Here is a 26,232-nt window from a genome sequence, read left to right on the forward strand (position 1 = left end):
CGTCGCCGGTTCAGCTGCGCTTGCGCAGGCTGAACCAGGCATCGAGGCTGTACACCACCAGGCCGGCCCAGATAAATGCAAAGGCGATCAAGGTGCTTTCGGACAAGTGCTCGCCGTAAACCGATACCGCCAGAATCAAGACCAGCGTCGGCGCGATGTACTGCATAAAGCCTAGGGTTGTGTAGGGCAGATGCCGTGCGGCGGCGTTGAAACACACCAGGGGTATCAGCGTGGCCGGGCCTGCGGCGACCAGCAACCAGGCCTCTGAGGTGCTCCAGAAGTCGGCATGGGCGCTGTTGGCCTCGGGGTGCAGCAGCAACCAGACGATGGCCACCGGGACCAGAATCCATGTTTCGACCACGAGCCCCGGCAATGCCTTGACCGGGGCCTGTTTGCGGATCAGCCCGTAAAAACCGAAGCTCAGTGCCAGCGCCAGGGACACCCAGGGCAGACTGCCCACTTGCCATACCTGTTGTGCCACACCGACAACGGCCAGGCCCACTGCAATCCACTGCAGGCGGCGCAGGCGTTCCCCCAGCAACAACATGCCGAGCAATACGTTGACCAGTGGGTTGATGTAGTACCCCAGGCTGGCTTCGAGCATGCGGTCGTTGTTCACGGCCCACACATACGTCAGCCAGTTGGCGGCAATCAGCAGGCCACTGAAGGTCAAAACGCCAATGCGCTTGGGGTTGTCGCGCAGTTCCTGCCACCAGCCGGGGTGTTTCCACACCAGTAGCAACAGTGAACCGAACAACGCGGACCAGAGCACCCGGTTCACGATGATTTCGGCAGCCGGAACGCTGGCCAGCAGTTTGAAGTAGAGCGGGAAAAGGCCCCAGATGACATAGGCCGTGAGGCCTAAAATATACCCGCGACGCGGGTTTGCGGCTTGCATGCAGAATCCTTGCTTAGGCAACTAACAGACACGGAAGAAGCTGTGAGTGTAAGCAGGTTTTGCAGGAGTGTCCTGTGTGAGGCGGGACGTTTTCTGTAGTCGCTGCCGAAGGCTGCGAGGGGTGGCCGGCGCTCCCGGGAAAACGGGTTGCTTCGCAGCCCTTCGCAGCCTTCGGCAGCGACTACAGTGTTCACCCGGTTTTCTTAAAACAGCTTCAGCGGCTCTTCATTCAATGCCGAAAGCTGCTCGCGCAATGCCAGGATCTGGTCGCCCCAATAACGCTCGCTGCCAAACCACGGGAAGCTGTGGGGGAAGGCCGGGTCGTCCCAGCGCCGAGCCAGCCAGGCGCTGTAGTGCATCAGGCGCAAGGCGCGCAGCGGCTCGATCAGCGCCAGTTCGCGGGGGTTGAAGTCATGGAACTCGCTGTAGCCGTCCATCAGCTCTGACAGCTGGCCCAGGCATTCCTGGCGATCCCCGGCCAGCATCATCCACAGGTCCTGCACTGCAGGGCCCATGCGGCAATCGTCGAGGTCGACGATATGGAACACTTCGTCGCGGCACATCATGTTGCCGGGGTGGCAATCGCCGTGCATGCGGATGTTGGTGTGGGGGGTGGCGGCGTAGACGTCTTCGACCCGCTTGAGCAGGTCGCGGGCGACGGACTCGTAGGCCGGGAGCAGGCTGCGCGGAATGAAGTTGCCTTCAAGCAGGGTGGTCAGCGAGTCGTGACCGAAGTTTTTCACCCCCAGTGCTTCGCGGTGCTCGAACGGCTTGGTCGCGCCTACGGCATGCAGGCGACCGAGCAGTTGCCCGAGGCGATACAGCTGGTCGAGATTGCCCGGTTCTGGCGCGCGGCCACCTCGGCGTGGAAACAGGGTGAAGCGGAAACCTGCGTGTTCGAACAGGCTTTCACCGTTGTGAATCATCGGTGCGACCACCGGGACATCAAGCTCGGCCAGTTCGAAGGTGAAACGGTGTTCTTCGAGGATGGCTTCGTTGGTCCAGCGCTGCGGTCGATAGAATTTGGCGATCAGCGGTTCCGAGTCTTCGATACCTACCTGGTACACGCGATTTTCGTAGCTGTTGAGCGCGAGCACACGGGCGTCGCTCAGGAAGCCGATGCTCTCGACGGCGTCGAGCACCAGATCAGGGGTAAGTGTTGCAAACGGATGAGACATGCTGACTCCTGCGCGCAGCAGGCTGCCGCGTCCGGCCATGCATGTTAGCGCAGACCGGGGTATGGAAGGGCAGGTTAATGCACCGGCCTGTGGGAGCGGGCTTGGTCGCGATGCAGTCCTTGCGGTGTATCAGGCAAACCGCGTCGACACTGTCGCGGGCAAGCCCGCTCCCACAAAAGCGGGTTCAAGCTTTTACGCGCCGACGATACCGCCGTCTTCCCGACTGATGGCCATGACCGATGAGCGCGGTTTGCCGTTGGGCAGGTGCTCGGGGAAGGTGGAACCGCCGTTCTCGCCAGGGTGCTGAATGCCCACGAACAGGGTTTTGTGGTCGGGCGAGAAGCTGATACCGGTGACTTCGCAGCCCACCGGGCCAACCATGAAACGGCGGATTTCACCGCTGACCGGGTCGGCGCACAGCATCTGGTTATTGCCCATGCCTGCAAAGTCGCCGCTGTTGCTGGCATCACCGTCGGTCAGGATCCACAGGCGCCCTGCGTCATCGAATCCCAGGCCGTCGGGGCTGTTGAACATGTTCTGCGGGTTGATATTGGCGGAGCCGCCCTTGGGTTGTTTACCGTGAACGGCCGGATTGCCCGCCACGACGAACAGGTCCCAGTCGAAGGTGTCTGAGCCGTGATCGGCATTGCGCGCTTTCCAGCGCAGGATCTGCCCGTAGACGTTTTTCTCACGGGGATTGGGGCCGCCGACCGGTTGCCCGTCTTCGCCGCGCTTGACGTTGTTGGTCAGGGTGCAATAGACCTGGCCGTCCTTGGGGCTGACCACGATCCATTCCGGGCGGTCCATGCGGGTGGCGCCGACGGCGCTGGCGGCCATGCGTGCATGGATCAACACGTCGGCCTGGCTGGCAAAGCCGTTCGCGGCATCAACGCCGTTTTTGCCGTGGGTCAGTTCAATCCACTGACCGTGACCCTTGGGGCGATCAGGGTTGCTGTCGCCAGCGTCAAAGCGCGCCACATACAGCGTGCCGTGGTCCAGCAGGTCGCGATTGGCCTTGGGGTTCTGGTGGTCGATCTTGTCGCGGCTGATGAATTTGTAGATGAACTCGCCGCGCTCGTCGTCGCCCATGTACACCACGGCACGGCCGTCGCCGGTTTCGGCCAGGGCGGCGTTTTCGTGTTTGAAACGGCCCAGTGCGGTGCGTTTGACCGGTGTTGAAAGCGGGTCGAACGGATCGATTTCAACGACCCAGCCGTGGCGATTGAGTTCGTTGGGGTTGAGTGCCATATCGAAGCGCGGGTCGTGCTGGTGCCAGTTGATGTCTTTGCTGGCCGCGACCACGCCATAGCGCTTTTGCGCGGCATCGAACGCTTGCTTCGGGTCGGAGCTGCCGAAGCAATCGGTGAAGTTTTCTTCGCAGGTCAGGTAGGTGCCCCACGGGGTTTTGCCATTGGCGCAGTTCTGGAAGGTGCCCAGTGCGCGGGTGCCGGTCGCGTCGGCCTGGGTGCGCAGCAACTCATGACCGGCAGCGGGGCCGCTCAGGCGAATGGGCGTGTTGGCGTGGATACGTCGGTTGAAGGGAGAGCCCTGGACAAACTGCCAGCCGTCGCCCTTGCGCTGGATCTCGATCACCGACACGCCTTCAGTGGCCTGGGCCTTGTGCACTTCTTCTGCAGAAACAGGTGAACCGCCATGGGGGAAGAGGTAGCGGTAGTTGGTGTATTCGTTGTTGATCGCCATCAGGGCGCGGTTCGGATCATCCGCGAAGGCGAACAGGCTCATGCCGTCGTTGTTGTCGCCAAACTGTACTTCCTGGGCGCTGGCAGTGCCGTTGCCGGAAGGATCAAACACCGGGCCGTCGGCTTGCAGCGGCTGCCCCCAACTGATGAGCACCGAGGAGCGATAGCCGGGTGGCAGGCTGATGGTGTCAGTGGTGGCCGCATTGATGCTGTCGAAGCCCAGCAGGTTGCTGTTGGCGGCGCTGACACCGGCTGCCAGGGCACTGCGACTGAGCAGGCCACCGCCTAGAAACATCGCTGCGCCGCACAGGGCGCCAGCACTGATAAAGCCGCGACGACTCAGGCCAATGATCTGCTCAAGGTCGGTGGATTGGTTTTCTTCTAATAGGCTCATGGCTGGCTTGGCTCTTGACGGTTTTGGCAAACACCATAAGCAGCGGGTATGACAGAGATGTTTCAGTCGGGAGCGGATGCGGGAGCTGGCGGCACTTACAGCGCGGTGCCCAGCAATACCAGCGATGGCGCAAAGTGCACCTGGGCCTCGCTACCCTCGGTCAGCCCAAGTGTTTCGAGGTGTTGCGGTTCGGTCAGGGCACACAGGGTCTGGCCGCTGGGCAGGGTGATACGGACTTCGCTGGGGCCGTTGTCGGTGTGCAGGATCTGCTCGATGCGTCCGTGCAGGTGATTGTGCTCGGCGTTGGAAGGGGATGCGGCATCCAGCAGTTGCAGCCAGCCTGCCTTGATCAACGCCACTGCCTGGCTGCCGATTGCCAGTTCCAGGCGCAGGGTGCTGTCGCGGGTGATTTGTGCGTGAAGGGTCAGGCCACCGGGCAGTTCCAGCTGAATCAGATCGTTATGGCCGTGGCGGTGGATGGCAATGACGGTGCCGTGCAACTGGTTGCGGGCGCTGGTGCGCAGCATCAGGCGTCCCAGCAGGTCGAGGTCCTGAATGTCTTCGGCGGCGTCCAGCACCTGGGTTTGCAGCGCCTGCAGACGCTGATATAGCCGCAACACCCGCTCACCGGCCACGGACAGTCGAGCGCCGCCGCCGCCTTTGCCGCCGATGCTGCGCTCAACCAAGGGGGTTTGCGCCAGGTTGTTCAGTTCATCAATGGCATCCCACGCGGCTTTGTAGCTGATACCGGCGCTTTTGGCGGCGGCCGTGATCGAGCCTTGGTCAACAATGTGCTGCAGCAGCGCGATGCGTTGCGGGCGACGGACCATGTGTTGGGCGAGGAGGGCGGGCAGGTGCATGACGGAGAATTCACGAGGCAGGACGTGCCCGGAAAGTGCCTGCTCAACCGGGTGGCGTCAAGGAGGCCCGTCGGGTTTTGGCGTGCGGGCCAGGCAATACACATCGACCCGCCTGGCCCCGGCCTTGACCAGCAGCCGGGCCAGGCTCTGCGCCGTGGCGCCGGTGGTCAGCACGTCATCCACCAGCGCCAGGTGCAACCCGGTGACCTGCACGCCCGGTGCCAGCCTGAATGCTTGCAACACGTTGCGCTTGCGGTTTTTGGCGTCCAGGACTTGTTGCGCGTCCGTGTCCTGGGTACGCAGCAGCCAGTGCTCGTGTCGAGGGATGTTCAGCGCAGCACTTAGCCACTGGGCTAGCAGGGCGGCCTGGTTATAGCCGCGCTGGCGCAGACGTTTGCTGGACAAGGGCACCGGCAGCAGGAAGTCGGGTCGCGGGCTGCCGGAGTTGAAGGCATCGAGCAGCGATTGGCCGAGAAGTTCGGCTAAAAGTCGTCCATAAGGCCACTTGCTGTGATGTTTGAAACGGATGATCAGACTGTCGATCGGAAAGCTGTACACCCAGGGTGCATGCACTTGCTCATAGACTGGCGGCTGCTTGATGCAGTGGGCGCATACCAGCCCGGCCATCGGTAATGGCAATGCGCAGCGCTTGCAGCGATCAACCAGCCAGGGCAATTCCAGTTCGCAGGCGGCACACAGGGCATGGGGTGTGCAGCAGCGCTCATCACACAACAAACAGGATTGGTTATTAAATAACCAGATGTAAACCAGCTTGATCCATTGTGGTTGACAGTTCATGTCACATCCTTAAACATGCCGACATCCGTGCCGTGCCTGGGGCGTTTGCCTCAGGTTCAAGTCTAAGCATAAACAAGAGAAACGCCGATGAGCGCCAGCAGCCTTGCCAACGTGCGACATGATTGGTCTTTAGCCGAGGTCCGGGCGATGTTTACCCAGCCCTTCAATGACCTGCTTTTCGAAGCGCAGACCGTTCACCGCAAGCACTTCAATGCCAACCGGGTACAGGTTTCGACGCTGCTGTCGATCAAGACCGGCGCCTGCCCGGAAGATTGCAAATATTGTCCGCAGTCGGGCCACTACAACACTGGCCTGGCTAAAGAGAAGTTGATGCAGGTGCAGAAGGTGCTGGAAGAAGCACAGCGGGCCAAGTCCATCGGCGCTACCCGTTTCTGCATGGGCGCCGCGTGGAAGCACCCGTCGGCCAAAGACATGCCCTACGTACTGGAAATGGTCAAAGGGGTGAAGGCCATGGGGCTGGAAACCTGCATGACCCTGGGCAAGCTCGATCAGGAGCAAACCGCAGCGTTGGCCCACGCAGGTCTGGATTACTACAACCACAACCTCGACACCTCGCCCGAGTTCTACACCAGCATCATCACCACCCGTACTTACAGCGAACGCCTGCAAACCTTGAGTTACGTGCGTGATAGCGGGATGAAAATCTGCTCCGGCGGGATTCTGGGCATGGGCGAGTCGCTGGACGACCGCGCCAACCTGCTGATCCAGTTGGCCAATCTGCCTGAGCACCCAGAGTCGGTGCCGATCAACATGCTGGTGAAAGTGGCCGGCACGCCGATGGAAAACACAGAAGACATCGACCCGTTTGACTTCATCCGCATGCTGGCGGTGGCGCGGATCATGATGCCGCACAGCCATGTACGCCTGTCGGCGGGCCGTGAGGCAATGAACGAGCAAATGCAGGCACTGGCGTTCTTTGCCGGGGCCAACTCGATTTTCTACGGCGACAAATTGCTGACCACGGCCAACCCTCAGGCGGACAAGGACATGCAGCTGTTCAGCCGTCTGGGCATCTTGCCCGAGGCGGGTGAAGACCATGCGGACGAGGTGCATCAGGCCGTGATCGAGCATGCGCTCAGGGATCAGAAATCCAGCGAGCAGTTTTATAACGCTGTGGTTTAACCCACACATTCCCGTAGCCGCTGCCGCAGGACCTTAGCTTTCAATACCGAAGCCGGGGCCGCTTCGCTGCCCATCGCAGCGTGCGGCAGCGGCTACAAGGGATTACAGTCAGCATGCCATTTGATCTAAACGCCCGCCTGGCCGTTCGCCGTGCCGACAATCTGTACCGTCATCGACCGCTGCTGGAAAGCCCTCAAGGGCCGCAAGTGGTGGTCGACGGGCAGCCTTTGCTCGCCTTCTGCAACAACGACTATCTGGGGCTGGCCAATCATCCGCAGGTCATCGAAGCCTGGCAGGCCGGTGCTTCACGCTGGGGGGTGGGGGGAGGGGCGTCCCATCTGGTCATCGGCCACAGCACCCCGCATCACGCACTGGAAGAAGCCCTCGCCGAGTTCACCGGCCGTGAGCGGGCACTGCTGTTCAGCAACGGCTATATGGCCAATATGGGCGCCGTCACGGCGCTGGTGGGCCAGGGCGATACGGTGCTGGAAGACCGTCTGAACCATGCCTCGTTACTGGATGCCGGTTTGCTGAGCGGCGCGCGCTTCAATCGCTATTTGCATAACGACGCGGTCAGCCTGACCAAGCGCCTTGAGAAAGCCTGCGGCAATACGCTGGTGGTGACGGATGGCGTATTCAGCATGGACGGCGATCTGGCCGACTTGCCTGCGCTGGCCCGTGAAGCCAGGGCCAAAGGCGCCTGGTTGATGGTGGACGATGCCCACGGCTTTGGCCCCTTGGGTGCCAATGGCGGCGGGATTGTCGAGCACTTCGGCTTGAGTGCGGACGATGTGCCGGTGCTGGTCGGGACGCTCGGCAAGGCATTTGGCACCAGCGGTGCATTTGTCGCGGGCAGCGAAGAGCTGATCGAAAGCTTGATCCAGTTCGCCCGGCCTTACATCTACACCACCAGCCAGCCCCCTGCCCTGGCCTGCGCAACGTTGAAAAGCCTTGAACTGCTGCGCACCGAGCATTGGCGACGTGAGCACCTGAACACCTTGATAGGCCAGTTTCGTCGTGGCGCCGAGCAAATCGGCTTGCAGTTGATGGACAGCTTTACCCCGATCCAGCCGATCATGGTGGGCGACAGTGGCCGGGCCATTCGCCTGTCGCAGAGGCTGCGCGAGCGCGGTTTGCTGGTGACGGCCATTCGTCCGCCAACCGTGCCTGCAGGCAGTGCACGCTTGCGCGTGACCTTGTCGGCCGCTCACACAGAGGCACAGGTGCAGCTATTGTTAAGTGCACTCGAAGACTGTTGGCAGACGTTGGAGCCAGATCATGCGTGATCGTTTGGTTTTGTTGCCGGGCTGGGGCCTGGGGGTGTCACCCCTGGAGCCTCTGGCCCAGGCATTGCGCGCTCTGGACGAGCACTTGCGGGTTGAGATCGAACCGCTGCCGGTGCTGCTGTCTGTCGATCTTGAAGACTGGCTCGACGAGCTCGATTCGACCCTGCCCGACAACGTATGGCTGGGCGGCTGGTCACTGGGCGGGATGCTCGCCAGTGAGTTGGCGGCACGCCGGGGCGACCGTTGCTGTGGCCTGGTGACATTGGCCAGCAACCCGAGTTTTGTCAGTCGCGAGGACTGGCCGAGCGCCATGCCCGTGTCGACGTTCGAACCGTTCCTCAGCGGTTTTCGCGATGCACCCAACACCACCCTCAAACGCTTTTGCCTGTTGTGCAGCCAAGGCTCGCCTGAGTCTCGGGCACTGGCCGGGCTGCTGTTGGGCGCAGCGCCCCACGCTCAACCCGATACCCTGCTGGCCGGTCTTGAACTGTTGGGCAAGCTGGATGCCCGTGATGCCTTGCAACGTTTTAGCGGGCCGCAACTGCATCTGTTTGCCGGGCTTGATGCGCTGGTGCCGGTGCAGGCAGCGACCGATGTGCTGGCGTTATTACCCGATGTCGAAGTGGGTCTGATTGAACAGGCCTGTCATGCTTTTTTACTGGAGGCTCCCCACGAATTGGCGGCGGCAATCCAGGCGTTTTTACACGAGTCGGGCGATGAATGATTTAAGTATTGCGATGCTTGCGGCCAGTTTGCCGGACAAGCGTCAGGTAGCGGTCTCGTTTTCCCGTGCGGCTGCCAGTTACGACAGTGTCGCCGAGCTGCAACGGGCCGTTGGCCATGAATTGATCGCCCGGCTGCCGGCCGGTCTCAGTCCGCAACGCTGGCTGGACCTGGGCAGTGGCACGGGCTATTTCAGTCGCGTGTTGGGTCAGCGTTTTGTCGATAGCCAGGGGCTGGCGGTAGACATTGCCCAGGGCATGCTGGCGTACGCCCGCCCACTGGGAGGTGCGCAACACTTCATTGCTGGCGATGCCGAAAGCCTGCCGCTGCAATCCAATAGTTGCGATGTGATTTTCTCCAGCCTCGCGCTGCAATGGTGTGCGGACTTCAGGGCGGTACTGAACGAGGCCCACCGTGTACTCAAGCCTGGCGGGGTGCTGGCGTTTGCCAGTTTGTGTGCGGGCACCTTGAGTGAGTTGCGCGACAGTTGGCGAGCGGTCGACGGTCAGGTTCACGTCAATCGTTTCCGTGAGTTCCAGACCTATGAGCAGTTGTGTGCCAACAGTGGAATGCAGGTGCTCGGCTTGCACAAACAGCCCCATGTGCTGCACTACGCTCAGGTTCGCCAGTTAACCCATGAACTTAAAGCGCTGGGTGCGCACAATCTGAACCCCGGTCGTCCTGAAGGATTGAGTGGCCGGGCGCGGCTTCAGGGGATGGTTGGCGCCTATGAGAAATTTCGTCAGCCGCTCGGGTTGCCGGCGACGTATCAAGTGGTCTACGGCATTTTGGAGAAAGCGCGATGAGCCCTGCGTACTTCATTACCGGTACTGATACCGATGTGGGTAAAACCACGGTGGCGGCAGGTCTTCTGTATGCCGCCCGCATCTCAGGGCTGAGCACTGCGGCGGGCAAGCCGGTGGCGTCCGGGTGTGAAATCACGCCACAGGGCCTGCGCAATGCAGACGCGCTGGCGCTGATGGCCGAAAGCTCGATCAAGCTCAGTTATGACGAGGTCAATCCGATAGCCTTCGAACCGGCTATCGCTCCGCATATCGCTGCGCGCGAAGCCGGGGTGGTGTTGACGGTTCGTTCGCTGCTGGAACCCATGCAGCACATTTTGGCCAGGCAGGCAGATTTCACCCTGATCGAAGGCGCGGGTGGCTGGCGCGTGCCGCTTTCAGGGCAAGACAGCTTGTCGGATTTGGCTCAAGCGCTGGATCTCCCGGTGATTTTGGTGGTGGGCGTGCGTTTGGGGTGTATCAGCCATGCGTTACTGACCGCCGAAGCGATTGCACGGGATGGCCTGCAACTGGCTGGCTGGGTGGCCAATATCATTGGTCCGAAAACTTCACGCCTGGAAGAGAACCTCGCCACGTTGGCCGAGCGTTTGCCCGCACCCTGCCTGGGTCGTGTGCCAAAGCTGAAATCGGCATCGGCGCAGTCCGTGGCTGAATATCTGCAACTGGATCTGCTGGACTGACAGCAGTTCCCACAAATCAATCCTCCTTTGCCTACGAGCCGACCTAAGACGAACGGCGGCTTCGCGCTGCTTGACAATAAATAGGCGTAAACGTATGTTTCAAACACCTGTTTGACCGCCATAACAAATCCACGCGGTCGTTCATCCCCGGATTCATCAGCAGAGGTTTATCGCTATGCCTGACTACAAGGCCCCCTTGCGTGATATTCGCTTCGTTCGTGACGAACTGCTCGGTTACGAAGCGCATTATCAGAGCCTGCCGGCTTGCCAGGACGCTACTCCAGATATGGTTGACGCCATTCTTGAAGAAGGCGCCAAGTTTTGTGAGCAGGTGCTGGCACCTCTGAACCGCGTGGGTGACATCGAAGGCTGCACCTGGAGTGAATCCGGCGTTAAAACCCCTACCGGTTTTAAAGAAGCCTACAAACAATTCGTTGAAGGCGGCTGGCCGAGCCTGGCCCATGACGTAGAACACGGCGGCCAGGGCCTGCCGGAGTCGCTGGGTCTGGCAGTCAGTGAAATGGTTGGCGCTGCCAACTGGTCGTGGGGCATGTACCCGGGCCTGTCCCACGGTGCGATGAACACCATCTCCGAGCACGGTACTCCCGAGCAGCAAGCCACTTACCTGAGCAAGCTGGTGACTGGCGAGTGGACCGGCACCATGTGCCTGACCGAATCCCATTGCGGTACTGACCTGGGCCTGTTGCGCACCAAGGCCGAACCTCAGGCTGACGGTTCATACAAGATTTCGGGCACCAAGATCTTCATCTCGGCTGGCGAGCACGACATGGCCGACAACATCGTCCATATCGTTCTGGCCCGCCTGCCGGATGCACCGGCTGGCACCAAAGGCATTTCGCTGTTCATCGTTCCCAAGTTCAACGCCAACGCCGATGGCAGCCTGGGTGAGCGCAACGCCGTGTCCTGTGGTTCGCTTGAGCACAAAATGGGCATCCACGGTAACGCGACCTGCGTGATGAACTTCGACGGCGCGACAGGTTTCCTGATCGGCCCGCCGAACAAAGGCCTGAACTGCATGTTCACCTTTATGAACACCGCACGTCTGGGCACCGCTTTGCAGGGCTTGTCCCACGCCGAAATCGGTTTCCAGGGCGGCCTGAAATACGCCCGTGACCGTCTGCAAATGCGTTCGCTGACCGGACCAAAAGCCCCTGAAAAGGCGGCTGACCCGATCATCGTTCACCCGGACGTACGTCGCATGCTGTTGACCATGAAGGCATTCGCCGAAGGCAACCGTGCGATGGTTTACTTCACCGCAAAGCAAGTCGACATCGTGAAATACGGCGTTGATGAAGAAGAGAAAAAGAAAGCCGACGCACTGCTGGCCTTCATGACTCCGATCGCCAAAGCGTTCATGACTGAAGTAGGTTTTGAGTCCGCCAACCACGGCGTTCAAATCTACGGCGGCCACGGCTTTATCGCTGAGTGGGGCATGGAGCAGAACGTTCGCGACAGCCGCATTTCGATGCTGTACGAAGGCACCACCGGTATCCAGGCACTCGACCTGCTGGGCCGTAAAGTGTTGATGACCCAAGGCGAAGCCCTCAAGGGTTTCACCAAAATCGTCCACAAGTTTTGCCAGAGCAACGAAGGCAATGAAGCGCTGAATGAATTCGTCACGCCACTGGCTGCACTGAACAAGGAATGGGGCGAGCTGACCATGAAGGTCGGTATGGCAGCCATGAAGGACCGTGAAGAAGTGGGTGCGGCTTCGGTCGATTACCTGATGTATTCCGGTTATGCATGCCTGGCGTACTTCTGGGCTGACATGGCCCGTCTGGCGGCTGAAAAGCTGGCGGCCGGCACGTCCGAAGAAGCGTTCTACAAAGCCAAGCTGCAAACTGCGCGCTTCTACTTCCAGCGCATCCTGCCGCGCACACGCGCACACGTTGCCACCATGCTGTCGGGCGCTGCCAACCTGATGGACATGAAAGAAGAAGACTTCGACCTGGGCTACTAAGTCCTGGCGGGTCATCTTGCAAAGCCGCTTCTCCTTTTGGGGAGGCGGCTTTTTTTTGGGTGGGCACATGTGGGAGCGGGCTTGCTCGCGATGGCATCACCACGGTCTTCCTGAAACACCGCGCCGCCTGAATCGCGAGCAAGCCCGCTCCCACAAAAAATATATGACCGTATGTATGTTTTCGGTCACAGCATGACCCTATGTATCGCCGTTGTCGTTAAGCTAGACTGGGTCCTACATTAATCGCCGTTTACAGATTACGAGGTTTTCCATGGCTGACTACAAAGCGCCCCTGCGCGATATGCGCTTCGTCCTCAATGAAGTGTTCGAGGTCGCTACACTTTGGGCGCAATTGCCTGCGTTGGCAGACACCGTGGATGCTGAAACGGTAGAAGCCATTCTTGAAGAGGCGGGCAAGGTCACCGCTAAAAGCATCGCGCCGCTGAGCCGAAGCGGTGATGAAGAAGGTTGTCACTGGGACAATGGTGCGGTGACCACCCCCGCAGGTTTCGTCGATGCCTATCGCACCTACGCCGAAGGCGGCTGGGTCGGCGTAGGCGGTGATCCACAGTTCGGCGGCATGGGGATGCCCAAGGCGGTGTCGGCCCAGGTCGAAGAAATGATCAACTCCTCCGGCCTGTCCTTCGGCCTGTATCCGATGTTGACCGCCGGCGCCTGTGTGTCGATCAACGCCCACGCCAGCGAAGAACTGAAAGCCACCTATCTGCCCAATATGTATTCGGGCGTGTGGGCCGGTTCCATGTGCTTGACCGAACCCCATGCCGGGACGGATCTGGGGATCATTCGCACCAAAGCCGAACCTCAAGTGGATGGCTCTTATAAAGTCAGTGGCACCAAAATCTTCATCACTGGCGGCGAACACGACCTGACGGAAAACATCATCCACCTGGTGCTGGCCAAATTGCCGGATGCGCCTGCCGGGCCCAAAGGCATTTCGCTGTTCCTGGTGCCGAAGTTCATGGTCAACGCCGATGGCAGCCTGGGTGATCGCAACCCGGTTACCTGCGGCTCGATTGAACACAAAATGGGCATTCAGGCGTCTGCCACCTGCGTGATGAACTTCGATGAAGCCGTCGGCTACCTGGTGGGCGAGCCCAACCGTGGCCTGGCTGCGATGTTCACCATGATGAATTATGAACGCCTGGGGGTTGGCATTCAGGGTCTTGCCTGCGGCGAGCGCTCATACCAGAACGCGGTTGAATATGCCCGCGACCGCCTTCAAGGGCGTGCTGCAACCGGCGCTCAAGCCCCGGGCAAAGTGGCGGATCCGATCATCGTGCACGCGGACGTGCGCCGCATGCTGCTGACCATGAAGGCTTCGAACGAAGGGGGTCGAGCCTTTTCGACGTATGTTGCCAATCAGTTGGACATTGCCAAGTTCAGCGAAGACCCATCGGCGCGTGAGCGGGCTGATGGCCTGGTTGCCTTGCTGACGCCTGTGGCCAAAGCCTTCCTGACGGATCTTGGGCTTGAAACCACGGTGCACGGTCAGCAAGTGTTCGGCGGTCATGGCTACATTCGTGAGTGGGGCCAGGAGCAACTGGTGCGTGATGTGCGTATTACCCAGATCTACGAAGGCACCAATGGTATCCAGGCGCTGGATCTGGTGGGGCGCAAGATCGTGGGTAACCAGGGTGTTTACTATCGCCAGTTCGCTGACGAGATTCGTCAGTTCATCGCCTCGGCCAACAGCGATCTGAATGAGTTCACCCAGCCATTGGCGTCGGCTTTGGACACACTTGATCAGTTGACAGCCTGGGTGCTGGACCGCTCGCAAAACAACCCGAACGAGATCGGAGCCGCATCGGTCGAGTACCTTCAAGTTTTTGGTTACACGACGTATGCGTACATGTGGGCGTTGATGGCCAGGGCCGCGTTGGGCAAAGAGGCCGATGAAGCCTTTTATGCCAGCAAACTGGGCACTGCACGCTTCTACTTCGCACGTTTGCTGCCGCGGATCCATTCATTGAGCGCGTCGGTGAAGGCGGGCAGCGATTCCCTTTATCTGCTGGACGAGGCACATTTTTAAAGGGTTTATTAATTTGTAAGCATTTGCTTACATTGCATGCTGACAATCTCCCATATCGCCAGATTGGATCCAGAGGTAATCTACTTTCCATGGACGTAGAGCAGGAAGCTCAAAGCAACAACAGGGACACGTAGGATTCTGCCAGGATGGCGGAGTGAAAAGGATGTCAGGGAAACAGTCTGTAAAACCCCGCCTCGGCGGGGTTTTCTTTTTTGTGCGTCAGAATTTTTACTTTGACGTTAGATCCCTCCGTAGCAGCTGCTACGCGGCTACAACGTTTGTTCATTGCTCTGCATCACATCCTCAAGCAGCGTGCGTAATAGCCCCAATGTGGCTTGCTGACGCTGCACATCACGGCACACCAGCCCGACCTTCAGCGGTACGCGAGGCTCACTCAGGGGTTTCCACAGCAATGTCTGGTCGTCATGTTGATGGCGCGAGCGCCCCGGCAATACGGTGGCCAGTTTGCTGTGGGGCAGGCTGTCGAGGATCCCGGCCATGGTATTCAACTCGGCCTGGACCTGCGGTCGACGGCCGAGGTTGGCGAGCTGGGTTTGCCAGATCTGGCGCACCTGAAACTCTTCCCCCAGCAACAGCATCGGCAGCTCTGCGGCCTGGCTCAGTGAAACCTTCTTGAATTCACGCAGCGGATGATCAGCCGGGATGACCAATTGAAGCTCGTCTTCGTACAGCATCATGCCGTGCAGGCCTGGCTGGCGTGGCGGCAGGTAGCTGATACCAATATCGAGTGAGCCATTGAGCAGGCGCCGTTCGATCTCGATGCCGGTCAACTCGTAAATCTGTACCACCAAATGGGGTTGGGCCTGGCGCACACGCTCCAGCATGTGCGGGACGAGGCTGGTGTGCACGGTTTGCAACACGCCGATGGCAATCGTGCGCAGGGCCTGGCCCTGGAAATGGTGCAAGGCCTCCTTGGCCCGCTGCAAACCATCGAGCAGTGGCAAGGCGTGGTTGTACAACGTGTGCGCTGCAAGCGTGGGCAGCAGGCGTTTGCTGCTGCGCTCAAAAAGGCTGACATCGAGGTTGTGTTCGAGCTGGCGGATCTGCTGCGAAAGGGCTGGCTGCGAGATAGAAAGACGCTCGGCAGCACGGCCCACATGGCCTTCTTCATAGACCGCGACGAAATAACGCAGTTGCTTGAAATCCATAAGTAATACTTATCGAAAATGCTTAAAAAACGAAATGGCCCATTGGCCTTGAGGCGCCTAGTCTACGCCCATTCCACAAGGCTCATCGAGCCAGAGAGGCTGATGTGCAGCGGCGTTTTACATAGGCAGGGCAATAAACCCATCGAGAGGTTTACCTTCTATATGAACAGCCGCAGGTTGCAAATCGAATCTGTTTATGGTCACAAGGTCCGCGTGCATGAACCTGTTTAACCTGCGTCGTCATTCCCCCAGTCTTGAAGAGATGGCTGCGCATTCGACACCCTCGATATCTGGCAACCACCCTTCCCGTGAGTACCTTATGCCTTGCGTTGAGCGCGAAGCCCATGTGTTTGTGCGCGGACAAGGTTCGTGGATGTGGGACAGCGACAGCCGTGCGTACCTGGATTTCACCCAGGGCGGGGCGGCCAATAGCCTGGGCCATAGCCCGGCGGTGCTGGTCAAGGCGATGGCTGACCAAGCGCAATCCTTGATGAACCCAGGTGCGGGTTTTTTAAACCGGGGGATGCTGGATTTGGCGCATCGTTTGTGTGAAAGCACTGGCAGCGATCAAGTGCATTTGCTCAATACCGGGGCTGAGGCCAACGAGGGCGCAATCAAGCTGGCGCGCAAATGGGGGCAACTGCATCGCGGGGGCGCACACCGGATTATCACGGCCAGCCGCAGTTGTCATGGTCGCAGTTTTGGTGCGATGTCGGCCTCGGGCAGCGCGACGGTGGATAACCGTTTCGAGCCGCAACTGCCGGGTTTTATCAATGTGCCGTTCAACGACTTGCCCGCGTTGCATGCGGCCGTCGATGCACAGACCGTGGCAATCATGCTGGAACCGGTGCAAAGCGAAGCCGGCGTGATCCCGGCAACCGAGCATTACCTCAAGGGTGTGGAGCGTTTGTGCCGCGAGTTGGGGATTTTGCTGATTCTGGATGAAGTCCAGACCGGTATGGGCCGTTGCGGCACGTTGCTGGCGGAGCAGAATTACGGCATTCGCGCCGACATCATCACCCTGGGCAAGGGCCTGGGCGGGGGAGTGCCACTGGCTGCGCTGCTGGCTCGCGGCAAGGCATGCTGCCTGGCGCCAGGCGAACTGGGCGGCACCCATCATGGCAATGCCTTGATGACCGCAGCAGGCTTGGCAGTGCTCGACACGATGCTGGAGAAGGGCTTTTTGCAGCAGGTCCGTGACGCGGGGCAGCACTTGCGCGAAGGCCTGGGCCGTTTGGCCAATAGTTATGCACAGGGTGAATTGCGTGGGCAGGGTCTGCTGTGGGGGCTGACCTTATCGGACGACTCGGCCCAGGCGGTGGTCAAGGCGGCGCTGTACGAGGGGCTGCTGATCAGCGCGCCGCAACCTGATTGCCTGCGGTTTACCCCGGCACTGTGCGTCAGCAAGGGCAACATAGATGAAATGCTGCTGCGTCTGGCCCGGGCCTTTGCCCGTGTTCGCACGGCTCAGTTGCAGTGCCGTCGCGGTGTTGCGGTCTGACTGCATCTGCCACACAGAATTTAAAGAACCGTCTCGCGGTATAACGCGTCGCCCTGTGCCTGATTTCTTCGGCACGGGGCGTTTTTTTTGTCTGTGGATAAGTGCTGACTGAACCTTTGGCCTGAGCTCGCAGTCGATTGTCGGTAGGGCTTGATTGAGCCCGCCAATCATTGGGAGCTGTGAATATGGACCTTATCAAAATCATCTTCGCCATCCTGCTTCCGCCGTTGGGCGTATTTATGCAAGTGGGTTTTGCAGGGGCATTTTGGCTGAATATTCTGCTGACGTTGTGCGGTTACATTCCGGGGATCGTGCACGCGGTGTGGATTATCGCCAAGCGCTAGTGCGGCAACTGATTCGGGTGGGAGCGGGCTTGCTCGCGATTCAGGCAACTCGGTCTATCAGGCAGGTTGAGTTGATGCTATCGCGAGCAGCCCGCTCCCACGGGATCAGTGCGTCAATAATTGGCTGTAAAACAACCATTCCTGTTCCAGTGCGTGGGCCTGGTTGCTGGCCTTGCGAAAACCGTGGCGCTCGTCGGGGTAGTAATGGGCCTTGGCCGGGATGCCGTTGGCTTGCAAGGCCAGGAGCATGTCCCGGGTTTGTTGCGGCACCACGACAGCGTCCAGTTCACCCTGGAAGAAAATCACCGGCACCCTGATCTGGCTGGCGTGTAACAGTGGGGTGCGAGCCGCGTAGCGCTGGGCATCGCGCTCCGGATCGCCGATCAGCCAGTCCAGGTAATCACCTTCAAACTTGTGTGTGGCACGGGCCAGGGCAATCGGGTCGCTGACGCCATACAGGCTGGCACCTGCCCGAAATACGTTGTTGAACGCCAACGCGCACAGCGTGGTGTAACCACCTGCACTGCCACCGCGAATAAATGCCTTGCCGGGGTCAATCAGTCCTTGGTCGGCGAGATAGCTGACCACCGCGCAGGCGTCTTCCACATCCACCTCTCCCCATTTCAGATGCAGGGATTGCCGATAGGCACGGCCATAGCCGCTGCTGCCGCGATAGTTGAGGTCGGCCACGGCAAAGCCGCGCTGGGTCCAGTATTGGATACGCGGGTCGAGCATCGGGTAGCAGGCAGACGTCGGGCCGCCGTGGATAAACACCACCACGGGCGGTTTGATTTCGCCCTGCATCGAGGGGTAGAAAAAACCGTGTGCCTGGCCCCCGCCTGAGGGATAGCACAGGGTCTGCGGACGGCTGATGTGCTCGGGAGGCAGCGGCGCAACGCCACCGGCCAGCACGTCGACGCGGTGGTCGGTGCGACTGATGCGCACCACTGCCGATGGGTAGACAGGCGACGCGGCAATGCAATAGATGAACTCATCATTCAGTGCCAGGCTGCGAAAGCGACTGTATTCGCCGGTGAAGTCGTCAATGGTGCCGTCAGCCGTGCGGATGCCCAAATGCCCGAAACCAGCCTCGGTCCAACTGGCGAGGTAGGCCTGCTCGCCCATCGGCAGCCAGGTGCTGGCGCCCAATTGCCAAGGTGCAGGGGCATGATCGGCGTGGGCGCTGGGTGCAGGCATCAGGCCCTCACCCGACTCGGCCCACGGCTGCCAGAACCCCGCGCGGTCGGTCAGGCAATGCAGGCGATTGTGTTCGTCGAAGCGCGGTTGTTGCAGCGATTCTTCTGCGAGATCGCCCGCCAGGCAATGCGCGGGGTTCCAGCGCCCAGCGGTTTGGCCTTCAGCCAGCATCAAGCGGGTCGAGGTCCACGGCTGATGGGGACGACTCCATTCGATCCAGGCCAGGCGCTGGCCGTCGGGGCTCGGTGTGGGCGCTGCGTAGAAGTCGGCCCCTTCGGCCAGAACCTGGCGCTCCAGGGTGCTCAGGTCGATGCTGACCAGTCGATGTTGATCGAGGTGTTCTTCGACAGCCAGCACCTGGTCCGCAGCAAACTGCACGTCGCCATAACGGCAGGCGCCCTGGGTCAGGGGCTGCGGGGCAGTGCCGTCCAGAGCTTGCCGGTACAGCTGCTGGTCGGCCTCGTTGACGAACACCACGGCGTCATCACTCAGGCAAAACGCGCCGCCGCCGTACTCGTAGACCCGGCTGCGTACGCTGAAACCGTCGGGCGTCAGGCAGCGGGCCTCGCCGTCGCGCCAGTGCCAGATGCGACAGGCAGCATCCTGTGGTCGGTATTCGTTCCAGAACAGGCCCTGTAGGCCGACGCGCAATTCTGCGAAATCGACCCCGGCGGCCACAGCGAGCGCGGCGCTGAACGGTTCAGCCTTTAGCGATGAGACGTGAGTTTCGTTCATTTCGGAAGGCCAATTGTTCAATGGTCTGGGTGGCGTGCTCTGCTTCTTCGCGCGCCTTGAGAATCAGGTCGTGTTGGGGCGATTTACTGCAGACCGGGTCGGCGTTACTAGCGTCCCCGGTGAGCATAAAGGCCTGGCAACGGCAGCCGCCGAAGTCCTTTTCTTTCTCGTCGCACGAGCGGCAAGGCTCGGGCATCCAGTCATAACCGCGAAAACGGTTGAAGCCAAACGAGTCGTACCAGATGTGCTGCATGGTGTGGTCGCGCACATTGGGAAACTCGACCGGCATTTGCCGTGCACCATGACACGGCAGGGCCGTGCCGTCAGGCGTCACGGTCAAAAAGATGCTGCCCCAGCCGTTCATGCAGGCTTTTGGGCGTTCTTCGTAATAATCCGGGGTGACGAAAATCAGCTTGCAGGGGTGGCCCTGGGCTTCAAGTTTGGCGCGGTATTCATTGGTGATGCGCTCAGCACGGACAAGCTGCTCTTTGGTCGGCAGCAAGCCGACGCGGTTGAGCTGGGCCCAGCCGTAAAACTGACAGGTGGCAAGCTCAACAAAGTCGGCCTCAAGGGCGATGCACAGCTCGATGATGCGGTCGATTTTGTCGATATTGTGCCGATGGGTGACGAAGTTCAGCACCATCGGATAGCCGTGTGCCTTCACGGCGCGGGCCATTTCGAGCTTTTGCGCGAAGGCTTTTTTCGAGCCGGCCAGCAGGTTGTTCACTTGCTCGTCACTGGCCTGGAAGCTGATCTGGATGTGGTCCAGCCCGGCTTTTTTGAAGTCGCTGATCTTTTGCTCGGTCAAGCCAATGCCCGAGGTGATCAGGTTGGTGTAAAAGCCCAGCTTGCGGGCTTCGCCGATCAGCTCGGCCAGGTCCTGACGTACCAGTGGCTCGCCCCCGGAGAAGCCCAGTTGGGCAGCCCCCATCTCCCGTGCCTCACGAAAAACCTTGATCCACTGCTCGGTGCTCAGCTCTTTGCCTTGCTGGGCAAAGTCCAGCGGGTTGGAGCAGTACGGGCATTGCAGCGGGCAGCGATAGGTCAGTTCGGCCAGCAACCACAGCGGCAAGCCCACTTCGGGCTTGGGTGGCAACGCCATCGGGCTGTCAGGCGAGTTCGATCCAGTGCTCTGCACGAGCGACCTCCATAAATTGCTCGATGTCTGCACCGAGCTCGGGTACGCCGGGGAACTGTTTGTCCAGTTCGCCAATGATGGCCGCGACATCGCGCTGGCCGTCGATCAGGCCGCCAATCAGTGCGGCACTGTCATTGAGTTTGATCATGCCTTCGGGGTACAGCAGCACGTGGCCTTTTTGCGCCGGTTCGTACTGAAAACGGTAGCCGGTGCGCCAGGTCGGGACTTTGCTGCGATCAAAGCTCATAGGGTGATTCCTTTATGCCAGACACGTTCGCGGGTCACGCTGTGGTACGGCGGGCGGTCAAGCTCGTAGGCCATGGTCATGGCATCGAGCATGCTCCAAAGAATGTCGAGTTTGAACTGCAGAATTTCCAGCATGCGCTGCTGGCCTTCGTAGGTGGTGTAGTGCTGCAGGGTAATCGCCAGCCCGTGCTCCACGTCGCGCCGAGCCTGGCCCAGGCGGGTGCGGAAGTACTCGTAGCCGGCCGGGTCGATCCACGGATAGTGCTGGGGCCAACTGTCCAGGCGCGACTGATGGATCTGCGGCGCGAACATCTCGGTCAGCGAGCTGCTGGCGGCTTCCTCCCAACTGGCGCGGCGGGCGAAGTTGACGTAGGCGTCCACCGCGAAGCGCACGCCGGGCAGTACCAGTTCCTGGGATCGCAGTTGGTCCGGGTCCAGGCCGACGGCCTGGCCCAAACGCAGCCAGGCCTCGATGCCGCCGTCTTCGCCGGGGGCTCCGTCGTGGTCTAGCAGGCGCTGAATCCACTCGCGGCGCACTTCGCGGTCCGGGCAGTTGGCCAGGATGGCGGCGTCCTTGAGCGGAATATTGACCTGATAGTAGAAGCGGTTGGCGACCCAGCCCTGAATCTGCTCGCGGGTCGCGCGGCCTTCGTACATCGCCACCTGATAGGGGTGGTAGATGTGGTAATAAGCGCCTTTGGCACGCAGCGCGGCCTCGAATTCGGCGGTGGAGAGTGGGGCTTGGGTCATCTGGTGCCTCCGGAAAGTATTCTATGTAGTCGCTGCCGCAGGCTGCGATATGGACCGCAGGGTCTTCGAGAAAACGGGTTGCTGCGCAACCCTTCGCAGCCTTCGGCAGCGACTACAAGGTTCAGCTTTTACAACTCGATACTCATGCCATCAAAGGCGACTTCAACGCCCCGGCGGGCCAGTTCGGCACGCTCGGCGGAGTCTTCGTCGAGGATCGGATTGGTGTTGTTGATGTGGATAAGGACTTTGCGCTGCCCGGGCAGTTGCTCAAGCACTTCGAGCATGCCGCCGGGGCCATTTTGCGCCAGGTGGCCCATCTCGCGGCCAGTGCGGGTGCCGACGCCACGACGTTGCATCTCGTCGTCGTCCCACATCGTGCCGTCCACCAGCAGGCAATCGCTGCCCGCCATGATGTCCAGCAACGGTGCATCGACTTTGCCCAGCCCCGGGGCGTAGAACAGTTTGCCGCCGGTGCGCAGGTCTTCGACGATCAGGCCAATGTTGTCGCCCGGTTGCGGGTCGAAACGGTGTGGCGAATACGGCGGCGCCGCACTGCGCAACGGCAGCGGGCTGAAACGCAGGTTGGGGCAGGCCGGGATGGTGAACGAGCCTTCAAGCTCGATACGGTTCCAGTTCAGGCCACCGTTCCAGTGCTTGAGCATGGTGAACAGCGGGAAGCCTGTGCTCAGGTCTTCGTGGACCATGTCGGTGCACCACACATCATGGGGGCAACCTTCGCGCAGGCTGAGCAGGCCGGTGGTGTGATCGATCTGGCTGTCCATCAGGATGATCGCGCTGATCCCGGTATCACGCAGGGCGCGGCCCGGCTGCATCGGGGCGAAGCTTTGCAGTTGCGCACGAATATCGGGCGAGGTGTTGCACAGCACCCAGTTCACACCGTCATCGGAAATCGCAATGGAGGACTGAGTGCGGGCGGTGGCACGCAGGGTGCCATCACGAAAACCCGCGCAGTTGACGCAGTTGCAGTTCCACTGCGGGAATCCACCGCCAGCGGCGGAGCCTAGAATCTGGACGAACATGGCGTGTTCTCTTGCGATGCTGAAAATAAAAACGCCCCGGCGAACCGAGGCGTTGGGCTGCTCTGCTGGGCTCTTTTACTCAAGAGGCCGGGCAGATCAACGGCTTGCGAAGTACATGGTGACTTCAAAGCCAATGCGCAGATCGGTGTAAGCAGGTTTAGTCCAAGCCATGAGGTGACTCCTTCAGTGAGTGGGTGAATGGGTGTCTCTTGATTAGTCCAGCTCCCGAGGGAGTTGTTCAAACGCTTAGGTGACTATGTTACTAAATTTGACGGTTTTTGAACGCTCAATGTCGAAGAAAGCCCGTTACGTGGTTGGTAACGATCAGCTTCTCCCTTGATAAAACGTTTCAGTCTCCGGGCTTGTGGCCAAGCATAACCAACGGCTTTGCGGCGAGTTAATGTGCTCGGCCGCCTTCAGTGTAGTGCCTTGATCCAGCGCCATAAGTGCTGTGTAGAGGGCTGTCAGGTAATCCGACGGGTGGCCCGCCAGTTTGGCTTGCCATAACAATTCACCGGCCTGGAACACCCCCAGGGCCTCGGTCGAGAATTGTTGTGCCAAGGCAGTACGGGCTTGGGTGAAAGATATTTCATCCAGCGTCGAGATCAATTCCGGCAAATCCACGAGGAAATTCTGGATGTGCTCAAAGATCTGCGTCGTTGAGGTGTGAGGCGATTGCACCCCGAACAGCAGCCCGGTTTGACCATTGATTTGGCGCAGGCCGCTGAACACGGCATAACCCAATTGCAACTCGACCCGCAGGCGTTGATAAAACGGGGTTTGCATCACTTGGGCGAGCATGCGCCAGGCGGCTTCGTCAGCCAGCGTTGCCTCGGGGGTCGGGCAAAACAGGATGAGCGCGTGTTCGCTGGAATCACAGGCTTCGGTGTGCCAATGGCGTTGGGCTGGCTGCTCGCCATGCTGCGCCAGATGCGCATCCGGTGTGCCGGGAACCTTGTGCAGTACAGGTGTGATCAAGGCCTGCGTGGCGGCGGGCAGGCCGACAGCCAAGCCGTCCCAGTGCGCCTTGGACCAGTCGTGTTGCAGATCGTTGAGTGCAGACTCGCTGGCTGGCTGGCACAGCTCGGGCAGGCGTTTGATCAGTTGGCGAATCGGCATCAAGGTGGCGCCAGGGGACAGGTTGCCCGGAGGCTTGGCCGATGGTGCGCTGAGCACACGCAGCGCGTGCTCGAGAATGGCGGGCATTGGCTCGTGGAAACCGGACATTTTCAGCAGCCAGTCATTGCCTGACCCATTGAGCGACACTTCAACCCCAGCCTGTCTGGCATCGAGTATCAGCGAGCGCAGGCTGTTTTCCAGTGACGCCGGCAGATCGTCAGCTGGCTTTGCGGGCAGACGCCAGCGCAGGTAAATCGCCGCTTCGCCGCTGTGACTGGGCACTGCGGTGCTGAAACTCATGGCAGACACGTCGCGGCGAGTGCGCAAGCGGTCCTGGGCAAAAGTACGCAAGCCACGGTGAGCGCTGGTTTGTCCGCGAATCAGGCCGGCGCTGACCGGCTCTTTCGCCGCGTGCAGATACGGATTGGGTGCAGGCAAATGCCAGGCCTGTTGCGATGACGGCATGGGCGCAGGTTGTATCTGCTCGAGCACAGCCTTGAGGGTTATTACGCCCTGATCCGACAGGCCGGGGGCACGTTGCTCGCAATCACGGCGGGCCAGTTCCAGCGCGCCACTGACGTCTTGCTGACGCTGCTGCAGAAGGTGGAACTCCTCACGCAGCGTGGGCCAGTCCTGCTGTGCGCTGAAGAACGCCAGCCAGTCATGGAACGTGTCGCGAATCTGCATGGCCTGCGGGGCAATATCGGTGGTGGCTTTGAACTCGATCTGCAGCAGTGCCTGGCTCTTGAAGTGATAGAGCGGTGTGGCTTTCAGGGTGTCGACCAACCCCTGTTCGCGTAATTGTGCGAGCAGGCCGCCGGGCTTGTCTGCGTTGATCCAGTGGCACAGAAAATCCAGGGCCTGGGCGGACTCTGGCGGCAACTGTTCCAAGGCGAACATCAGGCTCAGGGACGGGCCGTCCATGTGTTGATACTGGGGTTCAACGCCGGTCAGCAGCGCTGGCGGGCAAGCCTGCAGCAGGGTGTCGCCTGGGCGCAACACAGCGCTGCAACGTTCAGCCAGGACGATCAAGTCTTGGGTTGATTGCGGACCGCTCAGACTCAAGGTCATTTGCCCGGTCTGATAGAACCCTTGGTAAAAGTCTTCCAGGGCTTGCCGAAAGCTTGCGCGCGGCACGGGCAGGCTGTAACGGTTGCCTGCATGGAATGCCCGCAGCGGATGAGCAGGGTTCAGTGGCTGAAATAACTTCATCTCCCGCTGGGCAGACGTTTCGCGGGCCCAGGCGATAAATTCGGCGTGCAGCACTTCACGTTCGCGAAGCTGGTCATCCAGAGCCATGCGCGGATGGGCGAGCATGTCGCACAAACGCTCAAGCCCGCCGTCAAAGGCGGCCGGTGGCAGCTCGAAAAAGAAGTCGGTATGTCGCTCGCAGGTTTTGGCATTGACCTGGCCGCCGTGGCGCTGCACGTAAGCCATCAGGTTATCTGCCGCCGGGAAGCGCGCGGTGCCCAGAAACAGCAAGTGCTCCAGGAAATGCGCGAGGCCGGGCCACGCTGCGGGCACATCGTGGCTGCCTGCGGCAACCCGTATAACGGCCGCACAGCGCTTGAGGCGCGGCTCATGGCGCACGCAGAGGGTCAGACCGTTTTCAAGTGTCTGACGTTGGGGGTGAGGGTGATTCAGCGCAGGCATGGGCACTTCCGGAACAGAGATGCGCTCATGCTAGCGGATTTAGCGCTTGCTCAGCTCGCGATAAAGTTCGGGGCGACGGTCCGCCAGGTAAAAATTCCCGGTTTTGGCATCCGCCAGTTGCTGACGTTGCAAGGTCGCAATCAGCAGGCTTTGCTCATGCCCGGCCAGCGCTATTTGCTTGCCGTCGGGCGCGGCGATACTGCTTTGGCCGCAGTAATGGATCTCGCCTTCATGCCCGCAATAGTTGGCGTAGGCCACATAGCACTGGTTCTCGAAGGCGCGGCAGCGCACCGTGACATCGGCGATGAAGTCGTAGGGCGCCATATTGGCGGTGGGTACCACAATCAACTCGGCACCGGCCAGCGCCAGGCGGCGGGTGTTCTCCGGGAATTCAAGGTCGTAGCAAATCAGCAGGCCAAGCTTCCAGCCATTGAGTTCGATGACCGGGAATGAATCGGGGCCTTTGCTGAACATCGAGTGATCGAGTTCGCCGAACAGGTGGGTTTTACGGTAGTTGCACAGGCTTTTGCCGTGGGCGTCGATCAACTGCACGCTGTTGTAGATCTGCCCGTCTGCACCGCGTTCGGGGTAGCCGTAGGCAATGGCCATGCCAGTGGCTTTTGCCAGTTCACCAATCTGTCTGGCGGCGTCGCCGTCGTGGGTTTGCGCGAGTCTGGCCACGGCCTGGGCGCCGATGTTGTAGCCCGTGAGGAACATTTCGGGTAGAACCAGCAGGTCGATGTTTTCGGCTTGCCGTGCAATGTCATTCAAGCGCTGCAGATTGCCCGCGACATCCAGGGGCAGAGGCGTGCATTGGTAAAGGGCGACGCGCATGGGGTTCTCCTG

The 26,232-nt window shown here is 60.3% G+C and carries 23 protein-coding genes; 9 read left to right on the forward strand and 14 right to left on the reverse strand.

What is annotated here, in order from left to right:
* Positions 1–10 precede the first annotated feature (10 nt).
* From rarD to V6P94_RS05085, 5 genes are all read right to left on the reverse strand, one after another.
* Positions 11–898: an EamA family transporter RarD gene (gene rarD, locus V6P94_RS05065; RefSeq protein ID WP_133075269.1), complete on the reverse strand. Its 888-nt coding sequence runs from the start codon at positions 896–898 to the stop codon at positions 11–13.
* A gap of 203 nt (positions 899–1,101) precedes the next feature.
* A complete protein-coding gene (locus V6P94_RS05070) occupies positions 1,102–2,076 on the reverse strand; it encodes a serine/threonine protein kinase (RefSeq protein WP_048352320.1) in 975 nt (324 codons plus the stop codon).
* A gap of 192 nt (positions 2,077–2,268) precedes the next feature.
* The gene (locus V6P94_RS05075) at positions 2,269–4,170 is read right to left on the reverse strand and encodes a PhoX family phosphatase (RefSeq protein ID WP_219262856.1); all 1,902 of its coding nucleotides are present in this window, start codon (positions 4,168–4,170) and stop codon (positions 2,269–2,271) included.
* Positions 4,171–4,265: 95 nt separating this feature from the next.
* The gene (locus V6P94_RS05080) at positions 4,266–5,030 is read right to left on the reverse strand and encodes a TOBE domain-containing protein (protein ID WP_133075271.1); all 765 of its coding nucleotides are present in this window, start codon (positions 5,028–5,030) and stop codon (positions 4,266–4,268) included.
* 57 nt (positions 5,031–5,087) lie between these two features.
* Positions 5,088–5,828 (reverse strand): ComF family protein, encoded by a 741-nt coding sequence (locus tag V6P94_RS05085; protein WP_338649057.1) that lies wholly within the window; start codon positions 5,826–5,828, stop codon positions 5,088–5,090.
* Between the two features lie 87 nt (positions 5,829–5,915).
* On the opposite strand from V6P94_RS05085, the gene bioB reads away from it, so the two are divergent.
* From bioB to V6P94_RS05120, 7 genes are all read left to right on the forward strand, one after another.
* Positions 5,916–6,971 carry a biotin synthase BioB gene (gene bioB / locus V6P94_RS05090; RefSeq protein WP_338649058.1) on the forward strand — a complete coding sequence of 352 codons (1,056 nt, stop codon included), beginning with the start codon at positions 5,916–5,918 and terminating at the stop codon, positions 6,969–6,971.
* A 113-nt stretch (positions 6,972–7,084) separates the two neighbouring features.
* Entirely contained in the window at positions 7,085–8,257 is a 1,173-nt protein-coding gene (gene bioF / locus V6P94_RS05095) for an 8-amino-7-oxononanoate synthase (RefSeq protein WP_219262860.1), read from the forward strand.
* Entirely contained in the window at positions 8,250–8,981 is a 732-nt protein-coding gene (locus V6P94_RS05100) for an alpha/beta fold hydrolase (RefSeq protein ID WP_133075275.1), read from the forward strand. Before bioF ends, V6P94_RS05100 begins: the two co-directional genes overlap by 8 nt.
* Positions 8,974–9,786 carry a malonyl-ACP O-methyltransferase BioC gene (bioC, locus tag V6P94_RS05105; RefSeq protein WP_133075276.1) on the forward strand — a complete coding sequence of 271 codons (813 nt, stop codon included), beginning with the start codon at positions 8,974–8,976 and terminating at the stop codon, positions 9,784–9,786. Before V6P94_RS05100 ends, bioC begins: the two co-directional genes overlap by 8 nt.
* Positions 9,783–10,463: a dethiobiotin synthase gene (gene bioD / locus V6P94_RS05110; protein ID WP_133075277.1), complete on the forward strand. Its 681-nt coding sequence runs from the start codon at positions 9,783–9,785 to the stop codon at positions 10,461–10,463. The genes bioC and bioD overlap by 4 nt, the downstream gene beginning before the upstream one ends.
* Before the next feature lie 175 nt (positions 10,464–10,638).
* Positions 10,639–12,444: a phenylacyl-CoA dehydrogenase gene (locus V6P94_RS05115; RefSeq protein ID WP_133075278.1), complete on the forward strand. Its 1,806-nt coding sequence runs from the start codon at positions 10,639–10,641 to the stop codon at positions 12,442–12,444.
* Between the two features lie 271 nt (positions 12,445–12,715).
* Positions 12,716–14,494, forward strand: a complete 1,779-nt coding sequence (locus V6P94_RS05120) for an acyl-CoA dehydrogenase C-terminal domain-containing protein (protein ID WP_219262862.1) — start codon at positions 12,716–12,718, stop codon at positions 14,492–14,494.
* Positions 14,495–14,763: 269 nt separating this feature from the next.
* Here V6P94_RS05120 and V6P94_RS05125 read toward each other — a convergent pair whose 3' ends face one another.
* Positions 14,764–15,663, reverse strand: a complete 900-nt coding sequence (locus V6P94_RS05125) for a LysR substrate-binding domain-containing protein (RefSeq protein WP_133075281.1) — start codon at positions 15,661–15,663, stop codon at positions 14,764–14,766.
* Positions 15,664–15,880: 217 nt separating this feature from the next.
* Between V6P94_RS05125 and V6P94_RS05130 the strand changes: the two genes are divergently transcribed.
* Positions 15,881–17,164, forward strand: coding sequence for an aspartate aminotransferase family protein (locus tag V6P94_RS05130; protein WP_219262863.1), 1,284 nt, complete (start codon positions 15,881–15,883; stop codon positions 17,162–17,164).
* Between the two features lie 185 nt (positions 17,165–17,349).
* Complete coding sequence (locus V6P94_RS05135; protein ID WP_004419451.1) at positions 17,350–17,508, forward strand: YqaE/Pmp3 family membrane protein; 159 nt, start codon at positions 17,350–17,352, stop codon at positions 17,506–17,508.
* A gap of 105 nt (positions 17,509–17,613) precedes the next feature.
* On the opposite strand, the gene V6P94_RS05140 is transcribed toward V6P94_RS05135, so the two are convergent.
* The 8 genes from V6P94_RS05140 to V6P94_RS05175 form a co-directional block, all read right to left on the reverse strand.
* The gene (locus V6P94_RS05140; RefSeq protein WP_219262864.1) at positions 17,614–19,440 is read right to left on the reverse strand and encodes a S9 family peptidase; all 1,827 of its coding nucleotides are present in this window, start codon (positions 19,438–19,440) and stop codon (positions 17,614–17,616) included.
* Positions 19,406–20,542, reverse strand: coding sequence for a pyrroloquinoline quinone biosynthesis protein PqqE (gene pqqE, locus V6P94_RS05145; protein ID WP_019823034.1), 1,137 nt, complete (start codon positions 20,540–20,542; stop codon positions 19,406–19,408). The genes V6P94_RS05140 and pqqE overlap by 35 nt, the downstream gene beginning before the upstream one ends.
* A gap of 7 nt (positions 20,543–20,549) precedes the next feature.
* Positions 20,550–20,825, reverse strand: a complete 276-nt coding sequence (gene pqqD / locus V6P94_RS05150; protein ID WP_133075285.1) for a pyrroloquinoline quinone biosynthesis peptide chaperone PqqD — start codon at positions 20,823–20,825, stop codon at positions 20,550–20,552.
* Positions 20,822–21,574: a pyrroloquinoline-quinone synthase PqqC gene (gene pqqC / locus V6P94_RS05155; RefSeq protein WP_133075286.1), complete on the reverse strand. Its 753-nt coding sequence runs from the start codon at positions 21,572–21,574 to the stop codon at positions 20,822–20,824. Before pqqC ends, pqqD begins: the two co-directional genes overlap by 4 nt.
* Before the next feature lie 128 nt (positions 21,575–21,702).
* On the reverse strand, positions 21,703–22,614 hold the full coding sequence (gene pqqB, locus V6P94_RS05160) for a pyrroloquinoline quinone biosynthesis protein PqqB (protein WP_338649060.1): 912 nt from the start codon (positions 22,612–22,614) through the stop codon (positions 21,703–21,705).
* Between the two features lie 96 nt (positions 22,615–22,710).
* Complete coding sequence (pqqA, locus tag V6P94_RS05165; protein WP_003444522.1) at positions 22,711–22,785, reverse strand: pyrroloquinoline quinone precursor peptide PqqA; 75 nt, start codon at positions 22,783–22,785, stop codon at positions 22,711–22,713.
* A gap of 153 nt (positions 22,786–22,938) precedes the next feature.
* Complete coding sequence (gene pqqF, locus V6P94_RS05170) at positions 22,939–25,386, reverse strand: pyrroloquinoline quinone biosynthesis protein PqqF (protein WP_338649061.1); 2,448 nt, start codon at positions 25,384–25,386, stop codon at positions 22,939–22,941.
* A 39-nt stretch (positions 25,387–25,425) separates the two neighbouring features.
* A complete protein-coding gene (locus tag V6P94_RS05175; protein WP_133075289.1) occupies positions 25,426–26,220 on the reverse strand; it encodes a nitrilase-related carbon-nitrogen hydrolase in 795 nt (264 codons plus the stop codon).
* Positions 26,221–26,232 lie beyond the last annotated feature (12 nt).

Source organism: Pseudomonas sp. ML2-2023-3, assembly GCF_037055275.1.
Taxonomy (GTDB): domain Bacteria; phylum Pseudomonadota; class Gammaproteobacteria; order Pseudomonadales; family Pseudomonadaceae; genus Aquipseudomonas.